This window comes from Lysobacter sp. 22409, assembly GCF_052045105.1.
GTDB lineage: Bacteria > Pseudomonadota > Gammaproteobacteria > Xanthomonadales > Xanthomonadaceae > Lysobacter > Lysobacter antibioticus_B.
In genome coordinates this window covers 1-16,664 of sequence record NZ_JBQEOE010000008.1, presented here as the reverse complement: position 1 = coordinate 16,664, position 16,664 = coordinate 1, and the positions used below count along the sequence as shown (strand labels likewise).

Sequence of the window (16,664 nt, the reverse complement as noted above, 5' to 3'; positions counted from 1 at the left end):
TTCATACGGGACATCCCTGTCCCGATGAAAAACGGCCCGCATCCATGCGGGCCGCCCTCCGGGTCTTCGATTGCCTTCGCGAGTGCAAGGCTGCGCACAGCAACAACCACAGCCACAGCCACAGCCACAGCCACAGCAGAATCTTTACGGCAACGGCAACGGCAACGGCAACGGCGAATTGCGAACTGAGAACTGAGAACTGCAACCGCAAAATGCCTCATCGGCCTTGCAACTCACACGACCGCCCATCCCTCACCAAACCTTGAACACCCGCCCACTCTGAATCCCCTCCACGCTGCGCTGATACGCCAGCGCCGCGCGCGCGGCGGTGACCGGTTCGAAGCCGGGGAAGAACGCGCCGTAGGCCTCCCACGACTCCGTCAATACGTTCGGGCTGACGGCATTGATGCGCAGGCCGCGCTGCAATTCGAAGGCGGCGCCACGCACGAAGCCCTCGATGGCGTTGTTGACGGCGCTGGCGTTGGCGCCGGCACGGATCGGTTCTTCGGCGACGATGCCGGTGGTCAGGGTGATCGAACCGCCGTCGTTGAGGTGGTGCTGGCCCAGCAGGGCCAGGCGCACCTGGCCGAGCAGTTTGTCGTTGAGGCCCAGCGCGAAGTCGGCCGGGCGCATCGTTTCGAGCGGACCGAAGTGCAGCACGCCGGCGGTGGAGACGATGGCGTCGAGCTTGCCGGTACGACGGAACAAGGCTTCGACGCTGGCGTCGTCGGTGATGTCGACCGGGTAATCGGCGCTGCTGCGGCCGGCGGCCAGGATCTCGTGCTGCGGGGCGAGGCGTTCGGCCACGGCACGGCCGAGGGTGCCGCTGGCGCCGACGATGAGGATCTTCATGGGAACTCCGTGATGAGAGACAGATGGCCAGTCTGCTCGCCGCGGCATCGACGGTGAATGCGCTAGGATTTCGGGCTCCCCTAACCGCGGGTTAGCCCTTGGACAAGCTGCGCAGCATGGCCGTATTCGTCGCGGTCGCCGACACCGGCAGTTTCGCCGCCGCGGCCCAGGCCCAGAACCTGTCGGCGGTGATGGTCGGCAAACATGTGCACCAGTTGGAAGCGCATCTCGGCGCACGCCTGCTGCAGCGCGATACGCGCAAGCAGCGCCTGACCGAGGTCGGCGAGAGCTTTCTCGAGGACTGCCGGCGCATCCTCGACCAGGTCCGCCACGCCGAGTCGGTCGCCGAACGCCTGCGTCACGACGGCCAGCCGAGCGGGCGCTTGCGCATCACCGCCCCGGTCACGCTCGGCGGCAATGCAGTCGCCACGGTGGTCACCGAATTCCTGCAACGCCATCCCGAGGTCGCGGTCGAACTGGTGCTCAGCGACCGCATGTCCGACCTCATCGCCGAGGCCTTCGACGTCGCGATCCGGATCGGGCCCCTGCCGGATTCGGATCATCTGGTCGCACGCCCCCTGCGGCCGTACCGGATGATCGTCTGCGCTTCCCCCGAGTATCTAAGCAGGCACGGCACGCCGAGCGACCCGCGCGAGTTGGTCGGCCACAGCTGCCTCAACCATCTGCTGTGGAATCACGATGCCGGATGGCGTTTCGAGCACATCGCCGCCGAACCCTTGCGTCTGCGCGGGCGCTTCGCTTCCAACAACGGCGAGGCGCTGCGGCGCGCGGCGGTGGCCGGCTGCGGCATCTTGCTGCAGCCCGAGGTGTTGCTGGCCGACGACCTCGCCGCGGGCCGGCTGCTGCCCCTGTTCGCCGATCAGCTGCCGCCGCCGCGGCCGGTGCATCTGCTGTACCCGCGCGACCGCCAGCCATTGCCCAAGCTCAGCCGTTTCGTCGAGCTGGTGCTGGAGCGCATGGGCCCGGCGGCGTAAGACCGGGCCCGCTGACCAAACGTCCGGCGTTTCGACTGCGATGCCGCGCGTATGGCGGCGGCTGATGCACTGAAAACACGCGACAGCCAGCTGTGGCTGCTATTGCTGTGCGCAACTTGGCACTAGCGAAGGCAACAGAAGACCCGGAGGGCGGCCCGCAAGGATGCGGGCCGTTTTTCATCGGACAGGGATGTCCCGTATGTAGAGCCCCGCGGATGCAACGATCGTGCGGGCCGGTGATTCAAAACAAAGCAACTTCTTTGGTTACCTTTGACCGAAGGGAATCCAGACGGACTTTTGTTGCTTATGACAAAAGAAAGTAACCCGCCGCTTTAGTGGCGGAAGCTTTTGGCGTTTGATCCAGATCTTGATTCTGCTTGAGCATTGCGTCGCGAGACCGACACGACGTTGTCGCGGCTTGCGCCGCTCCTACCCTGACCAGGCTGCGGCCAGAATCGACGCGATAGTGCGAGGTCGCGGTTGCGACTCACGTCGCCCCTACAGGGGCACACCCGAAGACGACGCGACATTGGGACATGGCGGTCGCGTCTCGCGCCGCTCCTACCCTGGCGAGCGAGCGCCGCTTCGACGAATGACGGTGGCCACGTCATCTCTGCGCGTCCCTTGTCGCGACTTACGTCGCTCCTACAGGGATAGATTCGTGGCGACAGCGCTCACCGCCCCATCAAGGCCTCGATCTCGTCGGCGCTGCGCGCGAGCCGGTCGGTCAGCACCTGATGGCCGTCCTTGGTAATCAGCACGTCGTCTTCGGTGCGGATGCCGATGCCGCGCCATTTCGGGTCGACGCTGCTGTCGTCGGGCGACACGTACAGCCCGGGCTCGATGGTGAACACCATGCCCGGTTCGAGCAGGCGCGACTCGCCGTCGAGGCGGTATTCGCCGACGTCGTGCACGTCCATGCCCAGCCAGTGCCCGGTCTTGTGCCGATAAAAGCGCTTGTAATGGCCTTCGGCGAGGTTCTTTTCCAGCTTGCCCTTGAGCAGGCCGAGTTGCAGCAGGCCTTCGGTCAGGGTTTCGACCGCGGCCAGGTGCCCAGCCTCGTAGGCCACGCCGGGACGCGCCTGCGCCAGGGCCGCGGCCTGAGCGGCACCGACCAGGTCGTGCAAGGCGCGTTGCGGCGCGCTGAAACGGCCGTTGACCGGAAACGTGCGGGTGATGTCGGCGGCGTAACCGCGGTACTCGGCGCCGGCGTCGACCAAGACCAGGTCGCCGTCCTGCGAAGCCGCGCTGTTGGCGCGATAGTGCAGCACGCAGGCATTGCTGCCGGCGCCGACGATGCTGCCATAGGCGGGCTCGGCGTCGTGGCGGCGGAACACGCATTCGATTTCGGCTTGCAGTTCGTACTCGCGCACGCCGGGCCGCGCCGCGCGCATCGCCGCTTCGTGGGCGAGCACGCTGATGTCGGCGGCGCGCTGCATGAAGCGCACCTCGTCGCGGTCCTTGAACAGACGCAACTCGTCGAGCAGATGGCCCAGCTCGAGGAATTCGTGCGGCGGCTGCGCGCCCTGGCGCACCATCGCACGCACGCGGTTGAGCCAGCCGATCAGCTTGAGATCGAACTCGGCGTCGCGGCCGAAGTGGTAATACACACGCGAGCGCCCTTCGAGCAGGCCAGGCAGGATGTCGTCGAGGTCGGCGATCGGATAGGCATCGTCGAGACCGAAGGCCTCGACCGCGCCTTCCGGGCCGTAGCGCGGCCCGTCCCAGGCTTCGCGTTCGCGGTCGCGCTCGCGACAAAACAGCAAGGTCTCGCCATGGCGGCGGCCCGGCACCAGCACCAGCACCGACTCGGGTTCTGGGAAACCGGTCAGGTAGCTGAGGTCGGAGTCCTGGCGGAACGGGTAGTGGGTATCGCGGCTGCGGATATGCTCGTTGGCCGACGGCACGATCACGATCGCGTCGTCGCCGGCCATCGTCATCAACTGCTTGCGCCGGCGCACATAGGCCTTGGCCGGCATCGACAACGCGGCGTTCATGTCAGTTCAACCGGTGGCGGTGCTGCGCCGCCATCGCCACGTCGCCATGCAACAACAGCGCGACGATGCGCACGAACTCCTCGATCTCGGTCAAGGCTTCTTCGTCGTCCTCGTCGCCGTCGTCCTGCGGCGAGGCCGCGGCCAGACGGGCCAGATCGCCGAGCGCTTCGCGGCTTTCCTCCGACAGCGAGGCGGCCTCGCCGGCGGCGAGGCCGAAACCGCCGAGGAAACCGCGGCACCAGTCGAACAAGGCGCCGCTGCGCTCGGACAAGGGCGCTTCGCTATCGGGCAGCAGCAGATCGAAACCGAAGCTGCGATCGCCGAGCTGCGAGGCGCTGGCGCTGCGCAGGCGATCCAGCGCGCCGTTCTCGGCCGGCGTCGCGACGGTCGGGTCGGCCAGCACGCGCGCCGGCCAGTCGCGCACCGAGGCGCCGCCGCCGGCGAGCCAGCCGCACAAGGCGCCGTGCAGTTCGGAAGCGGAAGCGCCGAGCGAGAGCGTGCGGCTCTCGGCATCGACATCGGACAACAGGGGCAGTTCGATCGCGGCCACAGGCATCAAGTCGTGAGGGTTGCCGCAGTTTAGCAATGCCGGGCGAATGCAGGCGGCGTGAAGAAACCCGCAGGATCCTGTCCTGTCTGGCGATTCGAGTCCGTAGTGCTTGTTGCCGCAACGGGCGCCTGCCTAAACTGCGGGCTGTTGCGCTTCACGCCACGGTGTCCGTGCGTTCCTCTTCCCCTGTCGCCCTGCTGACTGCCGGTCTGATCGCCCTGCTCCTGTGCATGGCGGCGCTGCCCCAGCGTGCCGATGCGGCCACGCGCGACTTCTACTTCTCGCGCCTGGGCAGCGAGCTCGGGCTCAGCCAGAACTCGGTCACCGCCTTCACCCAGGACGCGCACGGCTTCATTTGGGTCGGCACCCAGGGCGGCCTGCACCGCTACGACGGCCAGCGCTACGTGCCCTATCGGCACGACCCGCGCGATCCGGCCAGCCTGCCCGACAGCTACGTCACCGCGCTCGCCCTCGACGGCCAGCGCGCGATCTGGATCGGCACCCATTCCGAATACCTGGCCCGGCTCGACCTGGCCAGCGGCGCCATCCACCGCTACGAACCGCCGGATTCGCAGGCCGGGCGCCAGATCGTCTCGCTGTTGCCATGGCGCGACTCGCTGCTGATCGGCACCCTGGCCGGCCTTGAGCGCATGGACCCGCGCAGCGGCGCGCGCGAGCTGCTGCTGGCCCTGCCCGGCGAACTAAGCCGGCAATCGCCCTGGCAGGAACTCGCCCTCGCCCGCGACGGCACCGCCTGGTTCGCCAGCGCGGCCGGCCTGTACCGGATCCTGCCGAGCGGCAAGATCGAACGCATCGGCGCCGCCCAGGTGCTGCGCAGCGTGTTGATCGACCGGCGCGGCCGGCTTTGGGCCGGCGGCGTCGACGGCCTGTACCGGCTCGACGGCCACACCGGCATCCTGGTCAAGGTCGAGGACGAGGCCCTGGCGACGCTGCGCGATGCGCGCGCCCTGATCGAAGCGCCGGACCAGCGGATCTGGATCTCCGGTTTCGGCAACGGCCTGTACCGCCACGACCCCGAGACCGGCCACTCCCAGCGCGTACACGCCGAGCCCGGTGTCGAGGCGACCCTGCCCGAGGACACCATCGAAGCGTTGATGATCGACCACGGCGGCCTGCTCTGGGCCGGCGGCCAATACCGCGGCGTCGCCGTCGCCGACCCGCGCGGCACCCGCTTCAGCTACGTCCTCGACCTAGACGAGGACCGCACCGGCGCCGGCGCCTCCGACGCCAGCATCCGCAGCCTGGCCCAGGACGACCTCGGCGCGATCTGGATCGGCACCGACAACGGCCATCTGCGCCGCTACGACCTGGGCGCCGACCGCTTCCAGGACATGACCGCGCTGCTGCCGGCCAACGCCGGCGCCCGCCGCATCGCCGCGATCGCCCGCGAGCCCTGCCCCGAGGCCGACAACCCGAACCCGCCGGCCTCGCTGCCGCCGACCCGGCTCTGGCTCGCCACCGGCCAGGGCTTGCTGCGCCTGGACCCGGCCACCCGCCGGGTCGAGAGCATCGACCTGCGCGGCTACCGCGACGTCGCCCTGCGTTCGCTGGCCTTCGCCCGCGACGGCAGCCTCTGGCTCGGCAGCGACGACATCGGCGCCCTGCACTACCTGCCCGAGACCGGCGCCCTGGTCCGCTACGCCTATCGCGAAGGCGATTCCAAGGGCCTGAGCCATCCGCGCGTCAACGCCGTGCTCGAAGACACCAAGGGCCGGGTCTGGTTCGGCACCGGCGACGGCCTGGACTTGCTCGACCCGGCCACCGGCTACCTGCGCCACTACCGCCATGCCACCGACGAGGCCGACAGCCTGCCGGGCAACTTCGTCCGCGCCGTACACCAGTCCGCCGACGGCTCGATCTGGGTCGGCACCCAGGCCGGCCTGAGCCGGGTGGTCGAACACAGCGACGGCCGCATCCGCTTCGACCACCCGCTGGCCGAAGTGCTCGGCGACCACCCGGTGCCGGTGGTGTTCTCGATCGCCGAACGCCCGGCCGGCCGCCTCTGGCTCGGCACCGACGCCGGCATCCTGCGCTTCGACAGCGGCGCCTCGCTGGTGCGCCGCTACGGCTTGGCCGACGGCCTGCAGGACCTGGAATTCAACGCCGGCGCGGTCGACATCCTCGCCGACGGCCGCATCGCCTTCGGCGGCGTGCGCGGCCTCAACGTGTTCGACCCGGCGCGCATCGCCGACTCGCGCTACACCCCGCCGGTGCGCTTGCTCGGGGCCTGGATCGGTTCCGACACCAGCGCCGGTTCGAGCACGCTGTGGCAGTCGACCCGGCTGGAGATTCCCAACGACGCCGGCATCCTGCGCCTGCGCATCGGCGCCCTCGACTTCGGCCCGAACAGCGGCATCCGCTATCGCTACCGCATGGACGGTTTCGACCGCGACTGGATCGACAACGGCCCGCGCCAGGACATCACCTACACCCGCCTGCCGCCCGGCCGCTACGTCTTCCGCGCCCAATCGACCAACCGCGACGGGGTCTGGAATACCCAGGAACTGCGCATCCCGGTCAACGTCGAGCCGCCTTTGTGGCGGCACCCGCTGGCGATCGCCCTGGCGGCCTTGGCCGCGCTCGGCCTGGCCCTGAGCTTCGGCTGGCGCTGGCACGTCGCCCGCCAGCGCGAACGCGGTTACTTCGCCCAGATCCGAGAACGCGAAGAACGCCTCAAGCTGGCGCTGTGGGCGTCCGGCGAGCAGTTCTGGGACTACGACCTGAAGCGGCGCGAGCTGCACCGCATGCGCGTCGACGACCACAACCCGCAGTCGCCGGAGATCGGCGTGCAGGCCGACATCGCCGACGACCACGAGATCCATCCCGACGACCTCGGCCGCGTCACCGAACTGCTGCGCAAGCACCTCAAGGGCGACGCCGCGCTGTTCCTGTCCGAACACCGCATGCGCACGCCGAAGGGCGAGTGGGGTTGGGTGCGGGCCCGCGGCCGGGTCGTCGAACGCGACGCCGAGGGCCTGCCGGTGCGCGTCGCCGGCACCGGCCGCGACGTCACCGCGGTGCGCAGCGCCGAACGCGAACGGCGCATTTCCAGCGAGGTGCTGCGCTCGATGGCCGAGGCGGTGGCGGTGTTCGACCGCGACTTCGTGTTCGTCTCGATCAACCCCGCGTTCTCGCGCATGACCGGCTACCCCGAGAACGAAGTGATCGGCCAGACCACCGGCCTGCTCGACAGCCGCCAGCACGACCCCGAGTTCTACAGCGACATGCGCGACGAGTTGCAGCGTAGCGGCCGCTGGTCCGGCGAGATCTGGCAGCAGCGCAAGGACGGCAACGAGTTCCTGTGCTGGCTGCAGGCCAGCATCGTGCTCGACAGCAGCGGCCAGCGCGGCCATTACGTCGCCGTGCTGACCGACATCACCGACCAGAAGCGAGCCGAGCAGGAACTGCGCTACCTGGCCAACTACGACACCCTGACCAGCTTGCCCAACCGCACCCTGCTGTCGGAGCGGCTGTCGCGGGCGATCGTGCGGGCGCGCCGCCACGGCCATCGCATCGCCTTGCTGTTCCTCGACCTGGACCGCTTCAAGGACATCAACGACTCGCTCGGCCACGCCGCCGGCGACCGTATCCTGCGCGCCGCCGCGGTGCGCCTGCAGGAAACCGTCGGCGCCGAGCACACCGTCGCCCGCCTGGGCGGCGACGAATTCACCGTCGTGCTGGAGAACCTGGAAACGCCGGAGCAGGCCGAAGACGTCGCCCGCCGCCTGATCAAGGCCTTCGAGGCGCCGCTGGATTTCGACGAACGCCACGACGTCGCGATCTCGCCGTCGATCGGCATCAGCCTCTATCCGGACCATGCCCAGGTCCCGACCGACCTGCTCAAGCACGCCGACACCGCGATGTACCAGGCCAAGGCCGCCGGCCGGCGCACCTTCATGCGCTACACCGAGGCGATGGACATCGAGATCCGCCAACGCGCGACGATCTCGGCGGCCTTGCGCAAGGTCCTGGACCGCAACGAGCTGCGTCTCGTGTTCCAACCGCGCCTGTCGCTGCCGGAAGCGCGCATCACCGGGGTCGAGGCGCTGCTGCGCTGGAACAGCGCCGAGTACGGCAACATCCCGCCCTCGCAGTTCATTCCGCTGGCCGAGGAAAGCGGCCTGATCCTGGAAATCGGCGAATGGGCGATGCGCGAGGCCTGCAGCCGACTGCGCCAATGGCGCCAGCAAGGGCTCGACCAGCTGTCGATCTCGGTCAACGTCTCGGCGATCCAGCTGTTGCGCGGCGACCTGCCCAAGATGGTCGCGCGCGCCCTCAGCGAAAGCGGCATCCCGCCGTGGCGGCTCGAGCTGGAACTGACCGAAAGCGTGATCATGGCCAACGCCGCGCACACCTCCAACACCATGCAGGCACTGCGCGAACTCGGCGTGGCCCTGGCGGTCGACGACTTCGGCACCGGCTACTCCTCGCTCGCCTACCTCAAGCGCCTGCCGATCAATACCCTGAAGATCGACAAGGAATTCATCGGCGACCTGACCCGCGACCCCGACGACGAGGCGATCACCAGCACGGTCATCACCATGGCTCACTCGCTGGGCCTGAACGTGGTCGCCGAGGGCGTGGAGCTGGAAGAGCAGATGGAGTTCCTGCTCGCCCACGGCTGCGACGAGATCCAGGGCTATTGGCTGGCCCGGCCGCTCGAAGCCGACGACTGCCTGGCCTTCATCCAGCAATGGCAGCCGCCGCTGAGCGTGCGCGCGGCGCGCTGAGACGGCCGGGAATCGGGAATCGGCAATCGGAAGTCGGGGATCGGGAGCGCAAGAGCGGGCTTCCTGGCCAATGGGGGCAGTGGCGGCGCAGGCCGCGACCGCGCTGCACCGCCCTCCGCGCTGCCGTCGCCCGGCAGGCCCTCACCCCGCCCCCAGAGCCGCCATCGACCCGACGCCTGACCGATTCCCGACTCGCGATTGCCGATTCCCGGTAGCGCCTTGACCGCCCCCGCCCCGGCCTGCCATCGTGCCGGGATGGATCGCACCGAACTCATCACCGAATTGCAGTCGCTGCTGACCCGCGTCGACGAACTCGGCGATCGCGTGCGTCGTCTCAGCGAAGAGAACCGCAGCCTGCGTCAACAGCAGGAACAACTGGTCGGCGAGCGCTCGGCGCTGCTGGCCAAGAACGAGCAGGCCCGCACCCGCGTCGAGGCCATGATCGCGCGACTGAAGTCGCTGGAGCAGCACACGTGAATCCGAACCGATGAGCACGACCAGCGAAGCCGTCAGCATCCGCCTGCTCGACCGCGAATACACCGTCGGCTGCGAACCGTCCGAACGCGACGACCTGCTCGCCGCCGCGCGCATGCTCGACAGCAAGATGCGCGAGATCCGCGGCAGCAACCGCATGGCCGCGCTCGACCGCGTCGCCGTGCTCGCCGCGCTCAACTTCGCCCACGAACTGCAACAGCTGCGCGGCGACGGCGACCATCGCGACCGCGAAATCTCGCGCACCCTCGACGAACTGCATCGCAAGCTCGACAGCCTGTTCGACGCCGCGATCCGCTGATCCGCTGAATCTGGGCGGCTCGCCCTTCGCCGCAAGCCTTGGCGCAAGCGGTTTTTTGTGACTTCGAGCATTGTCGCATCGGGCGTTGCCGCTTGGCGTTTGTCTCATCCAGCCCCGTTCATCCGCGCTCGCGGATCGATCAAGCGCATGAACCGCAACGCAGCGTCGCCGACGAGCGGGCCCGCTGCGAGCGATGCGCGCGCTATACTTCGCGCACGTCCTCTGCTGTGCTCGACGGCGTGCGCAAACATTCGCCTTGTCCCTTAATTACGACCACGGGGGCGCAACGGGAATCCGGAGTGCAAGTCCGCCTCGCAGCGGGAAGCCCGAAGATCCCCAAGCGTTCCCACTTGAACCCCGGGTTCAAGGTCGTTTCGCACGCATCGACATTGGCGGAGGACTACTCATCCCGGAACGGGCGCGACGTCACGAAAGTGATTCGCGCCCGTTGCCTTGTCCGGAGCGCCCGCGCTTCCGTTTTCCCCCAGGACCCCGCGCCGAATGACGGTTGACCGTACGACGCTGCGCCGCGAACTGCGCGCGCAACGCCGCAATCTCGCCGCCCCCGCGCGCATCGCCGCCGCCGAATCCCTGGCCGCCCGCCTGTTGGCGCTGCCGTTCGCGCCCGCCACCGGCTATGTCGCCGGTTATTGGGCCATGGACGGCGAAATCGCCCTGCATGCCTGGCAGCTGCGCCTGCCGCCGGGCTGTGTGTACTGCCTGCCGGTGCTGCACGAAGACCAACGCCTGCGCTTCGCCCCGTGGCGCCCGGGCGATGCCCTGGTCGGCAACCGCTTCGGCATCCCCGAGCCTGACGTCAGTCCCAGCTCGCTGCTCGAGCCTGAACAGATGAGTCTGGTCGTGCTGCCGCTGGTCGGCTTCGACCCGCGCGGCCACCGGCTCGGCATGGGAGGCGGCTGGTACGATCGCAGCTTCGCGTTCCGTCAACGCAGCCCGGCTCCGCCGTGGCTGGCCGGCGCCGCGTTCGAACTGCAACGCATCGATGCGCTCGACAACGCCGATTGGGACGTAGCGCTCGATGCGGTTTGTACGGAAGTCCAGACTCTGGACTGCCGTTCCCCCCTGTTCGTCTGACCGTTGAGCACCGCATGACCGCACGCCGCCGCTACTGGCTGATGAAGTCCGAACCGGACACGTTTTCCATCGACGATCTGCAACGCGTCCGTACCGAACCCTGGAACGGCGTGCGCAATTATCAGGCGCGCAATTTCATGCGCGACGGCATGAAGGTCGGCGATGGCGTGTTGTTCTATCACTCCAACACCGCCGTGCCCGGCATTGCCGGCCTCGCCACGATCGCGAGCGAAGCCTATCCGGACCCGACCCAGTTCGACGCCAAGTCCGACTACTACGACGGCAAGAGCTCGCGCGAAGACCCGCGCTGGCTGCTGGTCGACGTCGCCTTCGAACGCAAGTTCGAGCGGGTCATCCCGCTCGACGAGATCAAGGCCCGCGCCGACGACCTCGGCGAGGACTTCGCCCTGACCCGCCGCGGCAACCGCCTCTCGGTGCTGCCGGTGACGGCGGCGCAGTGGAAGGTGTTGTTGTCGATGGAATAACGGGAATCGGGAATGGAGAATAGGGAATCGTAAAAGCGTCCCTCGCTCCTCCCAGACTCCTCGCACTGCTTGCTTATCCGATTCCCTATTTCCCATTCCCGATTCCCACCCCAATGACTGAAGCCAAACGCCTGGCCGGCGAAAAAGCCATCGACTACATCGAAGACGGCATGATCGTCGGCGTAGGCACCGGTTCCACCGTCGCCTTTTTCATCGAGGCCCTGGGCCGGCACAAGGAGCGCATCAAGGGCGCGGTGTCGAGCTCCGAACAGAGCACCGCGCGCCTGCAGGCGCTCGGCATCGAAGTGCTCGACCTCAACGCGACCGGCCCGCTGTCGTTGTACGTCGACGGCGCCGACGAATGCGATCCGCACAAACGCCTGATCAAGGGCGGCGGCGCCGCGCTCACCCGCGAGAAGATCATCGCCGAGGCCAGCGCGAAGTTCGTCTGCATCGTCGATCCGGCCAAGCGCGTCGACGTGCTCGGCAAGTTCCCGCTGCCGGTCGAGGTCGTGCCGATGGCACGCAGCCTGGTCGCGCGCGAGATCCTGGCGATGACCCGCGGCCAGCCGGTGTGGCGTCAGGATGCCAACGGCGCCGGCGTGGTCACCGACAACGGCAACCTCATCCTCGACATCCACGGCCTGGCGATCACCGACCCGGTGGCGATGGAATCGGCGATCAACCAGATCCCGGGCGTGGTCAGCGTCGGCCTGTTCGCGCGCCGCCCGGCCGACATCGTCATCGTCGGCGGCGAGCCGCCGATCGTTATGTAAATCACTGATTTAGAACGTCTCTCAGCAGACGAGACGACCTGCCGCCAGAATCGGCAGGTCGTCCGCACCGCCCGCCCGGCGCATCCCGGGCGGTCGCTTGCGCGGCGCAATACCGCCCCCATGCCGGCCCGCCGCCATGACCCTGCGCTGCCTGTTCGTCGACTTCAATTCCTACTTCGCCTCGGTCGAGCAATTCGACCGCGAGGAATTGCGCGGCCGTCCGGTCGGCGTGGTGCCGGTATTGGCGGCCACCACCTGCTGCATCGCCGCCAGCCGCGAGGCCAAGGTCCACGGCATCAAGACCGGCACGCCGGTGCACGAAGCGATGGCGCGCTGCCCCGATATCGCCATCGTCGAAGCGCGCCCGGCGCGCTACGTCGATCTGCATCACCGTTTGATCGCGGCGATCCAGGATTGCATTCCGATCGACGGCGAACCGCTGTCGATCGACGAAGTCGCCTGCCGCCTGATCGGCCGCGAACGCCAACGCGACAACGCCATCGCGATCGCCCACCGGATCAAGCAGACCTTGATCGATCGCGGGCTCGCTCCGGCGATCCGCTGCTCGATCGGCATCGCCCCGAACACCTTCCTCGCCAAGACCGCCTCCGACATGCAGAAGGTCGACGGCCTGACCGTGGTCGAGCTGGGCGATCTGCCGCAGGCGCTGCACGGGCTGGAACTGCAGGATCTGTGCGGTGTCGGCCCGTCGATGCTGCAGCGCCTGCGCGATGCCGGCATCGACACCGTCGAACAACTGACCGCCGCACCGCGCGAACATTTGCGTGCGGTCTGGGGCGGGGTCGAAGGCGAACGTTTCTGGGCGCAGTTGCGCGGCATCGAACCGACGTCGCGGCAACGCAAGGCGGTCGGTTCGGTCGGCCATTCGCACGTGCTCGACCCGCAGATGCGCAGCGCCGACAGCATGCGCTCGGTGCTGTTCAAACTGCTCGCCAAGGCGGCGATGCGGATGCGCGGCGAGCGTTGCCAGGCGCGTGGGATGAGCCTGCACGTGCGCTTCGCCGGCAAGGAACAACGCTTCAGCCGCAATCTGTCGTTCGCTGCGCTCGACGACACCCCGACCCTGCTGCAACTCATGGCCGAGGCGCTGGAACCGCTGATGCGCGGCGCCGCCAGCGGGCGGTGGAACGTCAAGCGTTTCCCGCCTTTGTCGGTCGCGGTGTCCTTGATCGACCTGCAACCCAACGCCGCCGACAGCGGCTCGCTGTTCGTCGAACGCGGACGCAGGCAGGCGCTGACCCGCGTGCTCGATCAAGTCAATCAGCGCTACGGCAATAACCGCCTGTATTTCGGCGCGATGCAGGACGCACTCGCCCAGGGCGCGGCGCCGATGCGCATCCCCTTCAGCCATATTCCCGAAGAATCCGCCGAAGCCGACCTCGGCGCCACGGCCCTGGTGCCCGATCCGAGCATGAACGAGCTGTGGTTGCGACGGCTGCGCGAGTTCAACGTCATGGCCGAGCACGCCCATCGCGAAGCGCGCGAAAACCCCGGCAAACCTTTGCCGCCGCCAGGCCCGTCGCCGATGCACCGCTCTTCCGGCGTCGGTGGCTGGGGCCGCAAACCACGCGAGCAGAGCGACGACGACGGGCGAGGCACCACCGGATCGTTGTTCTAACGGCTAGAACGTTCATGGGTGCGTCGTAAGCCTCGAATGCGCAGGTACAGCCGAAGACAGCCCCTCTCCCGCGAGCGGGAGAGGGTTTGGGGTGAGGGCGCCTCCTCTTACCTCAATCATCAATCGACCGCGACGAACCCGCCGGTCTGCCGCTTCCACAGGCGCGCATACAACCCGTCGCGGGCAATCAGTTCCTCATGCGTACCGGTCTCGATGATGCGGCCCTTGTCCATCACCACCAACCGATCCATCCGCGCGATCGTCGACAAACGATGGGCGATCGCTATCACCGTCTTGCCGGTCATCAAGGTGTCCAGACTGTCCTGGATCGCCGCTTCGGCCTCGGAATCCAGCGCCGAAGTCGCCTCATCGAGAATCAGGATCGGCGCGTTCTTGAGCAGCACGCGCGCGATCGCGATCCGCTGCCGTTGACCGCCCGACAGTTTGACGCCGCGTTCGCCGACCAAGGCTTCGTAACCGACCCGCCCCTCGCCATCGACCAAGCGAGGAATGAACTCGTCCGCACGTGCCTGACTCGCCGCCTCGGCCATCTCCGCTTCGCTCGCATCGGGACGGCCGTACAGCAGGTTGTCGCGAATCGAACGATGCAGCAGCGAGGTGTCCTGGGTGACCACGCCGATCTGCGAACGCAGGCTTTCCTGGGTCACGCCGGCGATGTCCTGGCCATCGATCAGGATGCGGCCGCCTTCGAGGTCGTACAGACGCAGCAGGATATTCATCAACGTCGACTTGCCCGCGCCCGACGGCCCGACCAGGCCGATCTTCTCGCCCGGCTTCACCGTCAGGTCCAGGTCGGCGATCAAACCGCTGTTCTGTCCGTAGTGGAAGTGCACGTTCTCGAATCGCACGCTGCCGTCGCTGACCTGCAGCGCTTTGGCGTCGCTGCGATCGACCACGGTCAGCGGCCGCGAGATCGTCTCGATGCCGTCCTGCACCGTGCCGATGTCTTCGAAGATGCCGTTGATCGTCCACATGATCCAGCCCGACATGTTATGGATGCGGATCACCAGGCCGGTCGCCAAAGCGATCGCACCGACCGTGATCGCGCCTTGGTGCCACAGCCACAGGGCCAGACCGGTGGTGCCGACGATCAGCAGACCGTTGAGTGTGGTGATGCTCACGCCCATCAGCGTGGTCATGCGAGTCATGTCGCGTGACCGCTGGGTCTGCTCGATCATCGCTTCGGCCACGTATTCCTCTTCGCGCCGCGAGTGTGCGAACAGCTTGAGCGTGGCGATGTTCGAGTAGCCGTCGACGATGCGCCCCATCAACTTGGAACGCGCATCCGACGCCCGCCACGAACGCAGCTTCACCCGAGGCACGAAGTAACGCAGCAGACCGATGTACGCCACGATCCACACCGCCAACGGCAACACCAGCCAAACGTCCGCCTGCGCGAACAAGTAGATCGCCGACGCCGAGTACACGATCACGTACCAGATCGCGTCGAACGCCTGGGTCGTGGACTCGCGCAAGGACGGGCCGGTCTGCATGATCCGATTCGCGACACGGCCGGCAAAGTCGTTCTGGAAGAAGCTGAGGCTTTGCTTGAGCATGTAACGGTGGGTCTGCCAACGCACCAGGTTCGTCATGCTCGGGTGCACGGTCTGATTGAGCAGCAAATCGTGCAAGCCGAGGAACAGCGGCCGCGCCAACAGCATTACCACGGCCATCCACAGCAACTCACCGCCGTGCTGCGCGAACAGGTCCTTGCTCGGCGTGGTGTTGACCAGGTCGATGACGCGACCGAGGTAGTCGAACATCGCGACCTCGACGATCGCGACCAGGAAGCCGACCACCGTCAGCACTGCGAACACCGGCCAGGCCTGTTTTATGAAATGCCGGTAGAACCCGGTGACGGTGCTCGGCGGCATCGTCTCCGGCGCCGGCCGGAACGGGTCGATCAACGATTCGAACCAACGAAAAATCATCATGGCGTTGAGCCTTGTTTGAACTTGGAAAGACTCCCGTGCGCGCCGCGTTCTCCGAGCCGAGACAGGCGCGGAAACAGCGATGCGAGGACGAGCGGCGCCGATGCGCCGGATCGGATGACGGGAGTTAGGCGGCGGACGAACGCGAGCGATCCAGGGCCATGAAGGCCCGGAACGGCGGTCGTTCAGCCAGAGGCGGCCCGGGCATCGCCCGGTACCGCAAGCGCCGACTTAGCGGCGGACCTTGCCGGTGATTGTGAACTTCATCGTGCTTCTCCTTGCGATCCCGAGGCGTCGCCGGGCACATGTGGCTCGACGCGCGAATCGCTGATGGGTGACCCGGCCGAAGTCTAACGCGCTTATGTTGCCGGCGACATCCGCCCAAAGTCGGTATAGGCCGGGTTGCAGATGCTGCCCATCCACTTTCCGGCAGCCGTAAGAATTGCCTGGACCGCAGTCCAGGCGCCACGAAAGCGCGTACGCCAATCGTGCTGTTCGGTTCTTCGACACTGCTCGCCAAAGCCGAATGCGAAGCCGCCAACATCGGCAAGACTGAGCGTCGTAGCCGTAGCCGTGGCCGTGGCCGTGGCCGTGGCCGTGGCCGTGGCCGTGATTTTGATCTGCTTTGGCGCTTTGCCGGTCAAGTGGAGACCCGGAGGGCGGAGCACAGGACGTGCGCCGTTTTTCGATAAGACAGGGACGTCTTATCGAAAAATCCCGGCGCCGGCATCGCACTCGTGGCCTGTGCCCTTGCAAGGAGAGCCCTTTTCTTTGGTTAC

12 protein-coding genes and 1 other RNA gene are annotated in these 16,664 nt (G+C 67.3%); 9 read left to right on the top strand and 4 right to left on the bottom strand.

Translation table 11 applies throughout. From position 1 onward, the window contains the following. Nucleotides 1-252 precede the first annotated feature (252 nt). A complete protein-coding gene (locus ACTJJK_RS06085; RefSeq protein WP_031373976.1) occupies nt 253-852 on the bottom strand; it encodes a short chain dehydrogenase in 600 nt (199 codons plus the stop codon). A gap of 116 nt (nt 853-968) precedes the next feature. On the opposite strand from ACTJJK_RS06085, the gene ACTJJK_RS06080 reads away from it, so the two are divergent. Beyond that, entirely contained in the window at nt 969-1,847 is an 879-nt protein-coding gene (locus ACTJJK_RS06080; RefSeq protein WP_305067593.1) for a LysR family transcriptional regulator, read from the top strand. 674 nt (nt 1,848-2,521) lie between these two features. Here ACTJJK_RS06080 and ACTJJK_RS06075 read toward each other — a convergent pair. Both ACTJJK_RS06075 and ACTJJK_RS06070 read right to left on the bottom strand, forming a co-directional pair. Beyond that, the gene (locus ACTJJK_RS06075; protein ID WP_031373974.1) at nt 2,522-3,844 is read right to left on the bottom strand and encodes an aminopeptidase P N-terminal domain-containing protein; all 1,323 of its coding nucleotides are present in this window, start codon (nt 3,842-3,844) and stop codon (nt 2,522-2,524) included. Nucleotide 3,845: 1 nt separating this feature from the next. Continuing rightward, nucleotides 3,846-4,385 carry a UPF0149 family protein gene (locus ACTJJK_RS06070; RefSeq protein ID WP_031373973.1) on the bottom strand — a complete coding sequence of 180 codons (540 nt, stop codon included), beginning with the start codon at nt 4,383-4,385 and terminating at the stop codon, nt 3,846-3,848. Nucleotides 4,386-4,564: 179 nt separating this feature from the next. Between ACTJJK_RS06070 and ACTJJK_RS06065 the strand changes: the two genes are divergently transcribed. The 8 genes from ACTJJK_RS06065 (at nt 4,565) to ACTJJK_RS06030 (ending at nt 13,933) form a co-directional block, all read left to right on the top strand. Continuing rightward, nucleotides 4,565-9,145, top strand: coding sequence for an EAL domain-containing protein (locus tag ACTJJK_RS06065; protein ID WP_161786159.1), 4,581 nt, complete (start codon nt 4,565-4,567; stop codon nt 9,143-9,145). Between the two features lie 255 nt (nt 9,146-9,400). Further along, complete coding sequence (locus ACTJJK_RS06060) at nt 9,401-9,622, top strand: TIGR02449 family protein (protein WP_031373971.1); 222 nt, start codon at nt 9,401-9,403, stop codon at nt 9,620-9,622. Between the two features lie 10 nt (nt 9,623-9,632). Further along, nucleotides 9,633-9,938 carry a cell division protein ZapA gene (locus ACTJJK_RS06055; protein WP_031373970.1) on the top strand — a complete coding sequence of 102 codons (306 nt, stop codon included), beginning with the start codon at nt 9,633-9,635 and terminating at the stop codon, nt 9,936-9,938. Between the two features lie 216 nt (nt 9,939-10,154). Then, a non-coding RNA gene (gene ssrS, locus ACTJJK_RS06050) (6S RNA) lies at nt 10,155-10,341 on the top strand. Nucleotides 10,342-10,439: 98 nt separating this feature from the next. Beyond that, nucleotides 10,440-11,033 (top strand): 5-formyltetrahydrofolate cyclo-ligase, encoded by a 594-nt coding sequence (locus tag ACTJJK_RS06045; protein WP_223621842.1) that lies wholly within the window; start codon nt 10,440-10,442, stop codon nt 11,031-11,033. 14 nt (nt 11,034-11,047) lie between these two features. Next, nucleotides 11,048-11,518, top strand: a complete 471-nt coding sequence (locus tag ACTJJK_RS06040) for an EVE domain-containing protein (protein ID WP_031373968.1) — start codon at nt 11,048-11,050, stop codon at nt 11,516-11,518. 113 nt (nt 11,519-11,631) lie between these two features. Then, nucleotides 11,632-12,294: a ribose-5-phosphate isomerase RpiA gene (rpiA, locus tag ACTJJK_RS06035; RefSeq protein ID WP_440729764.1), complete on the top strand. Its 663-nt coding sequence runs from the start codon at nt 11,632-11,634 to the stop codon at nt 12,292-12,294. Nucleotides 12,295-12,430: 136 nt separating this feature from the next. Next, on the top strand, nt 12,431-13,933 hold the full coding sequence (locus ACTJJK_RS06030) for a DNA polymerase Y family protein (RefSeq protein ID WP_440729763.1): 1,503 nt from the start codon (nt 12,431-12,433) through the stop codon (nt 13,931-13,933). Nucleotides 13,934-14,052: 119 nt separating this feature from the next. Here ACTJJK_RS06030 and ACTJJK_RS06025 read toward each other — a convergent pair whose 3' ends face one another. Further along, nucleotides 14,053-15,882, bottom strand: a complete 1,830-nt coding sequence (locus tag ACTJJK_RS06025; RefSeq protein WP_440729815.1) for an ABC transporter ATP-binding protein — start codon at nt 15,880-15,882, stop codon at nt 14,053-14,055. Between the last annotated feature and the right edge of the window lie 782 nt (nt 15,883-16,664).

What these genes read in the sequence shown, in the direction of transcription:
- ACTJJK_RS06085 (WP_031373976.1), bottom strand. Translation starts at nt 852, where the DNA reads ATGAAGATCCTCATCGTCGGCGCCAGCGGCACCCTCGGCCGTGCCGTG.
- ACTJJK_RS06080 (WP_305067593.1), top strand. Translation starts at nt 969, where the DNA reads ATGGCCGTATTCGTCGCGGTCGCCGACACCGGCAGTTTCGCCGCCGCG.
- ACTJJK_RS06075 (WP_031373974.1), bottom strand. Translation starts at nt 3,844, where the DNA reads ATGAACGCCGCGTTGTCGATGCCGGCCAAGGCCTATGTGCGCCGGCGC.
- ACTJJK_RS06060 (WP_031373971.1), top strand. Translation starts at nt 9,401, where the DNA reads ATGGATCGCACCGAACTCATCACCGAATTGCAGTCGCTGCTGACCCGC.
- ACTJJK_RS06055 (WP_031373970.1), top strand. Translation starts at nt 9,633, where the DNA reads ATGAGCACGACCAGCGAAGCCGTCAGCATCCGCCTGCTCGACCGCGAA.
- ACTJJK_RS06045 (WP_223621842.1), top strand. Translation starts at nt 10,440, where the DNA reads ATGACGGTTGACCGTACGACGCTGCGCCGCGAACTGCGCGCGCAACGC.
- ACTJJK_RS06040 (WP_031373968.1), top strand. Translation starts at nt 11,048, where the DNA reads ATGACCGCACGCCGCCGCTACTGGCTGATGAAGTCCGAACCGGACACG.
- rpiA (WP_440729764.1), top strand. Translation starts at nt 11,632, where the DNA reads ATGACTGAAGCCAAACGCCTGGCCGGCGAAAAAGCCATCGACTACATC.
- ACTJJK_RS06030 (WP_440729763.1), top strand. Translation starts at nt 12,431, where the DNA reads ATGACCCTGCGCTGCCTGTTCGTCGACTTCAATTCCTACTTCGCCTCG.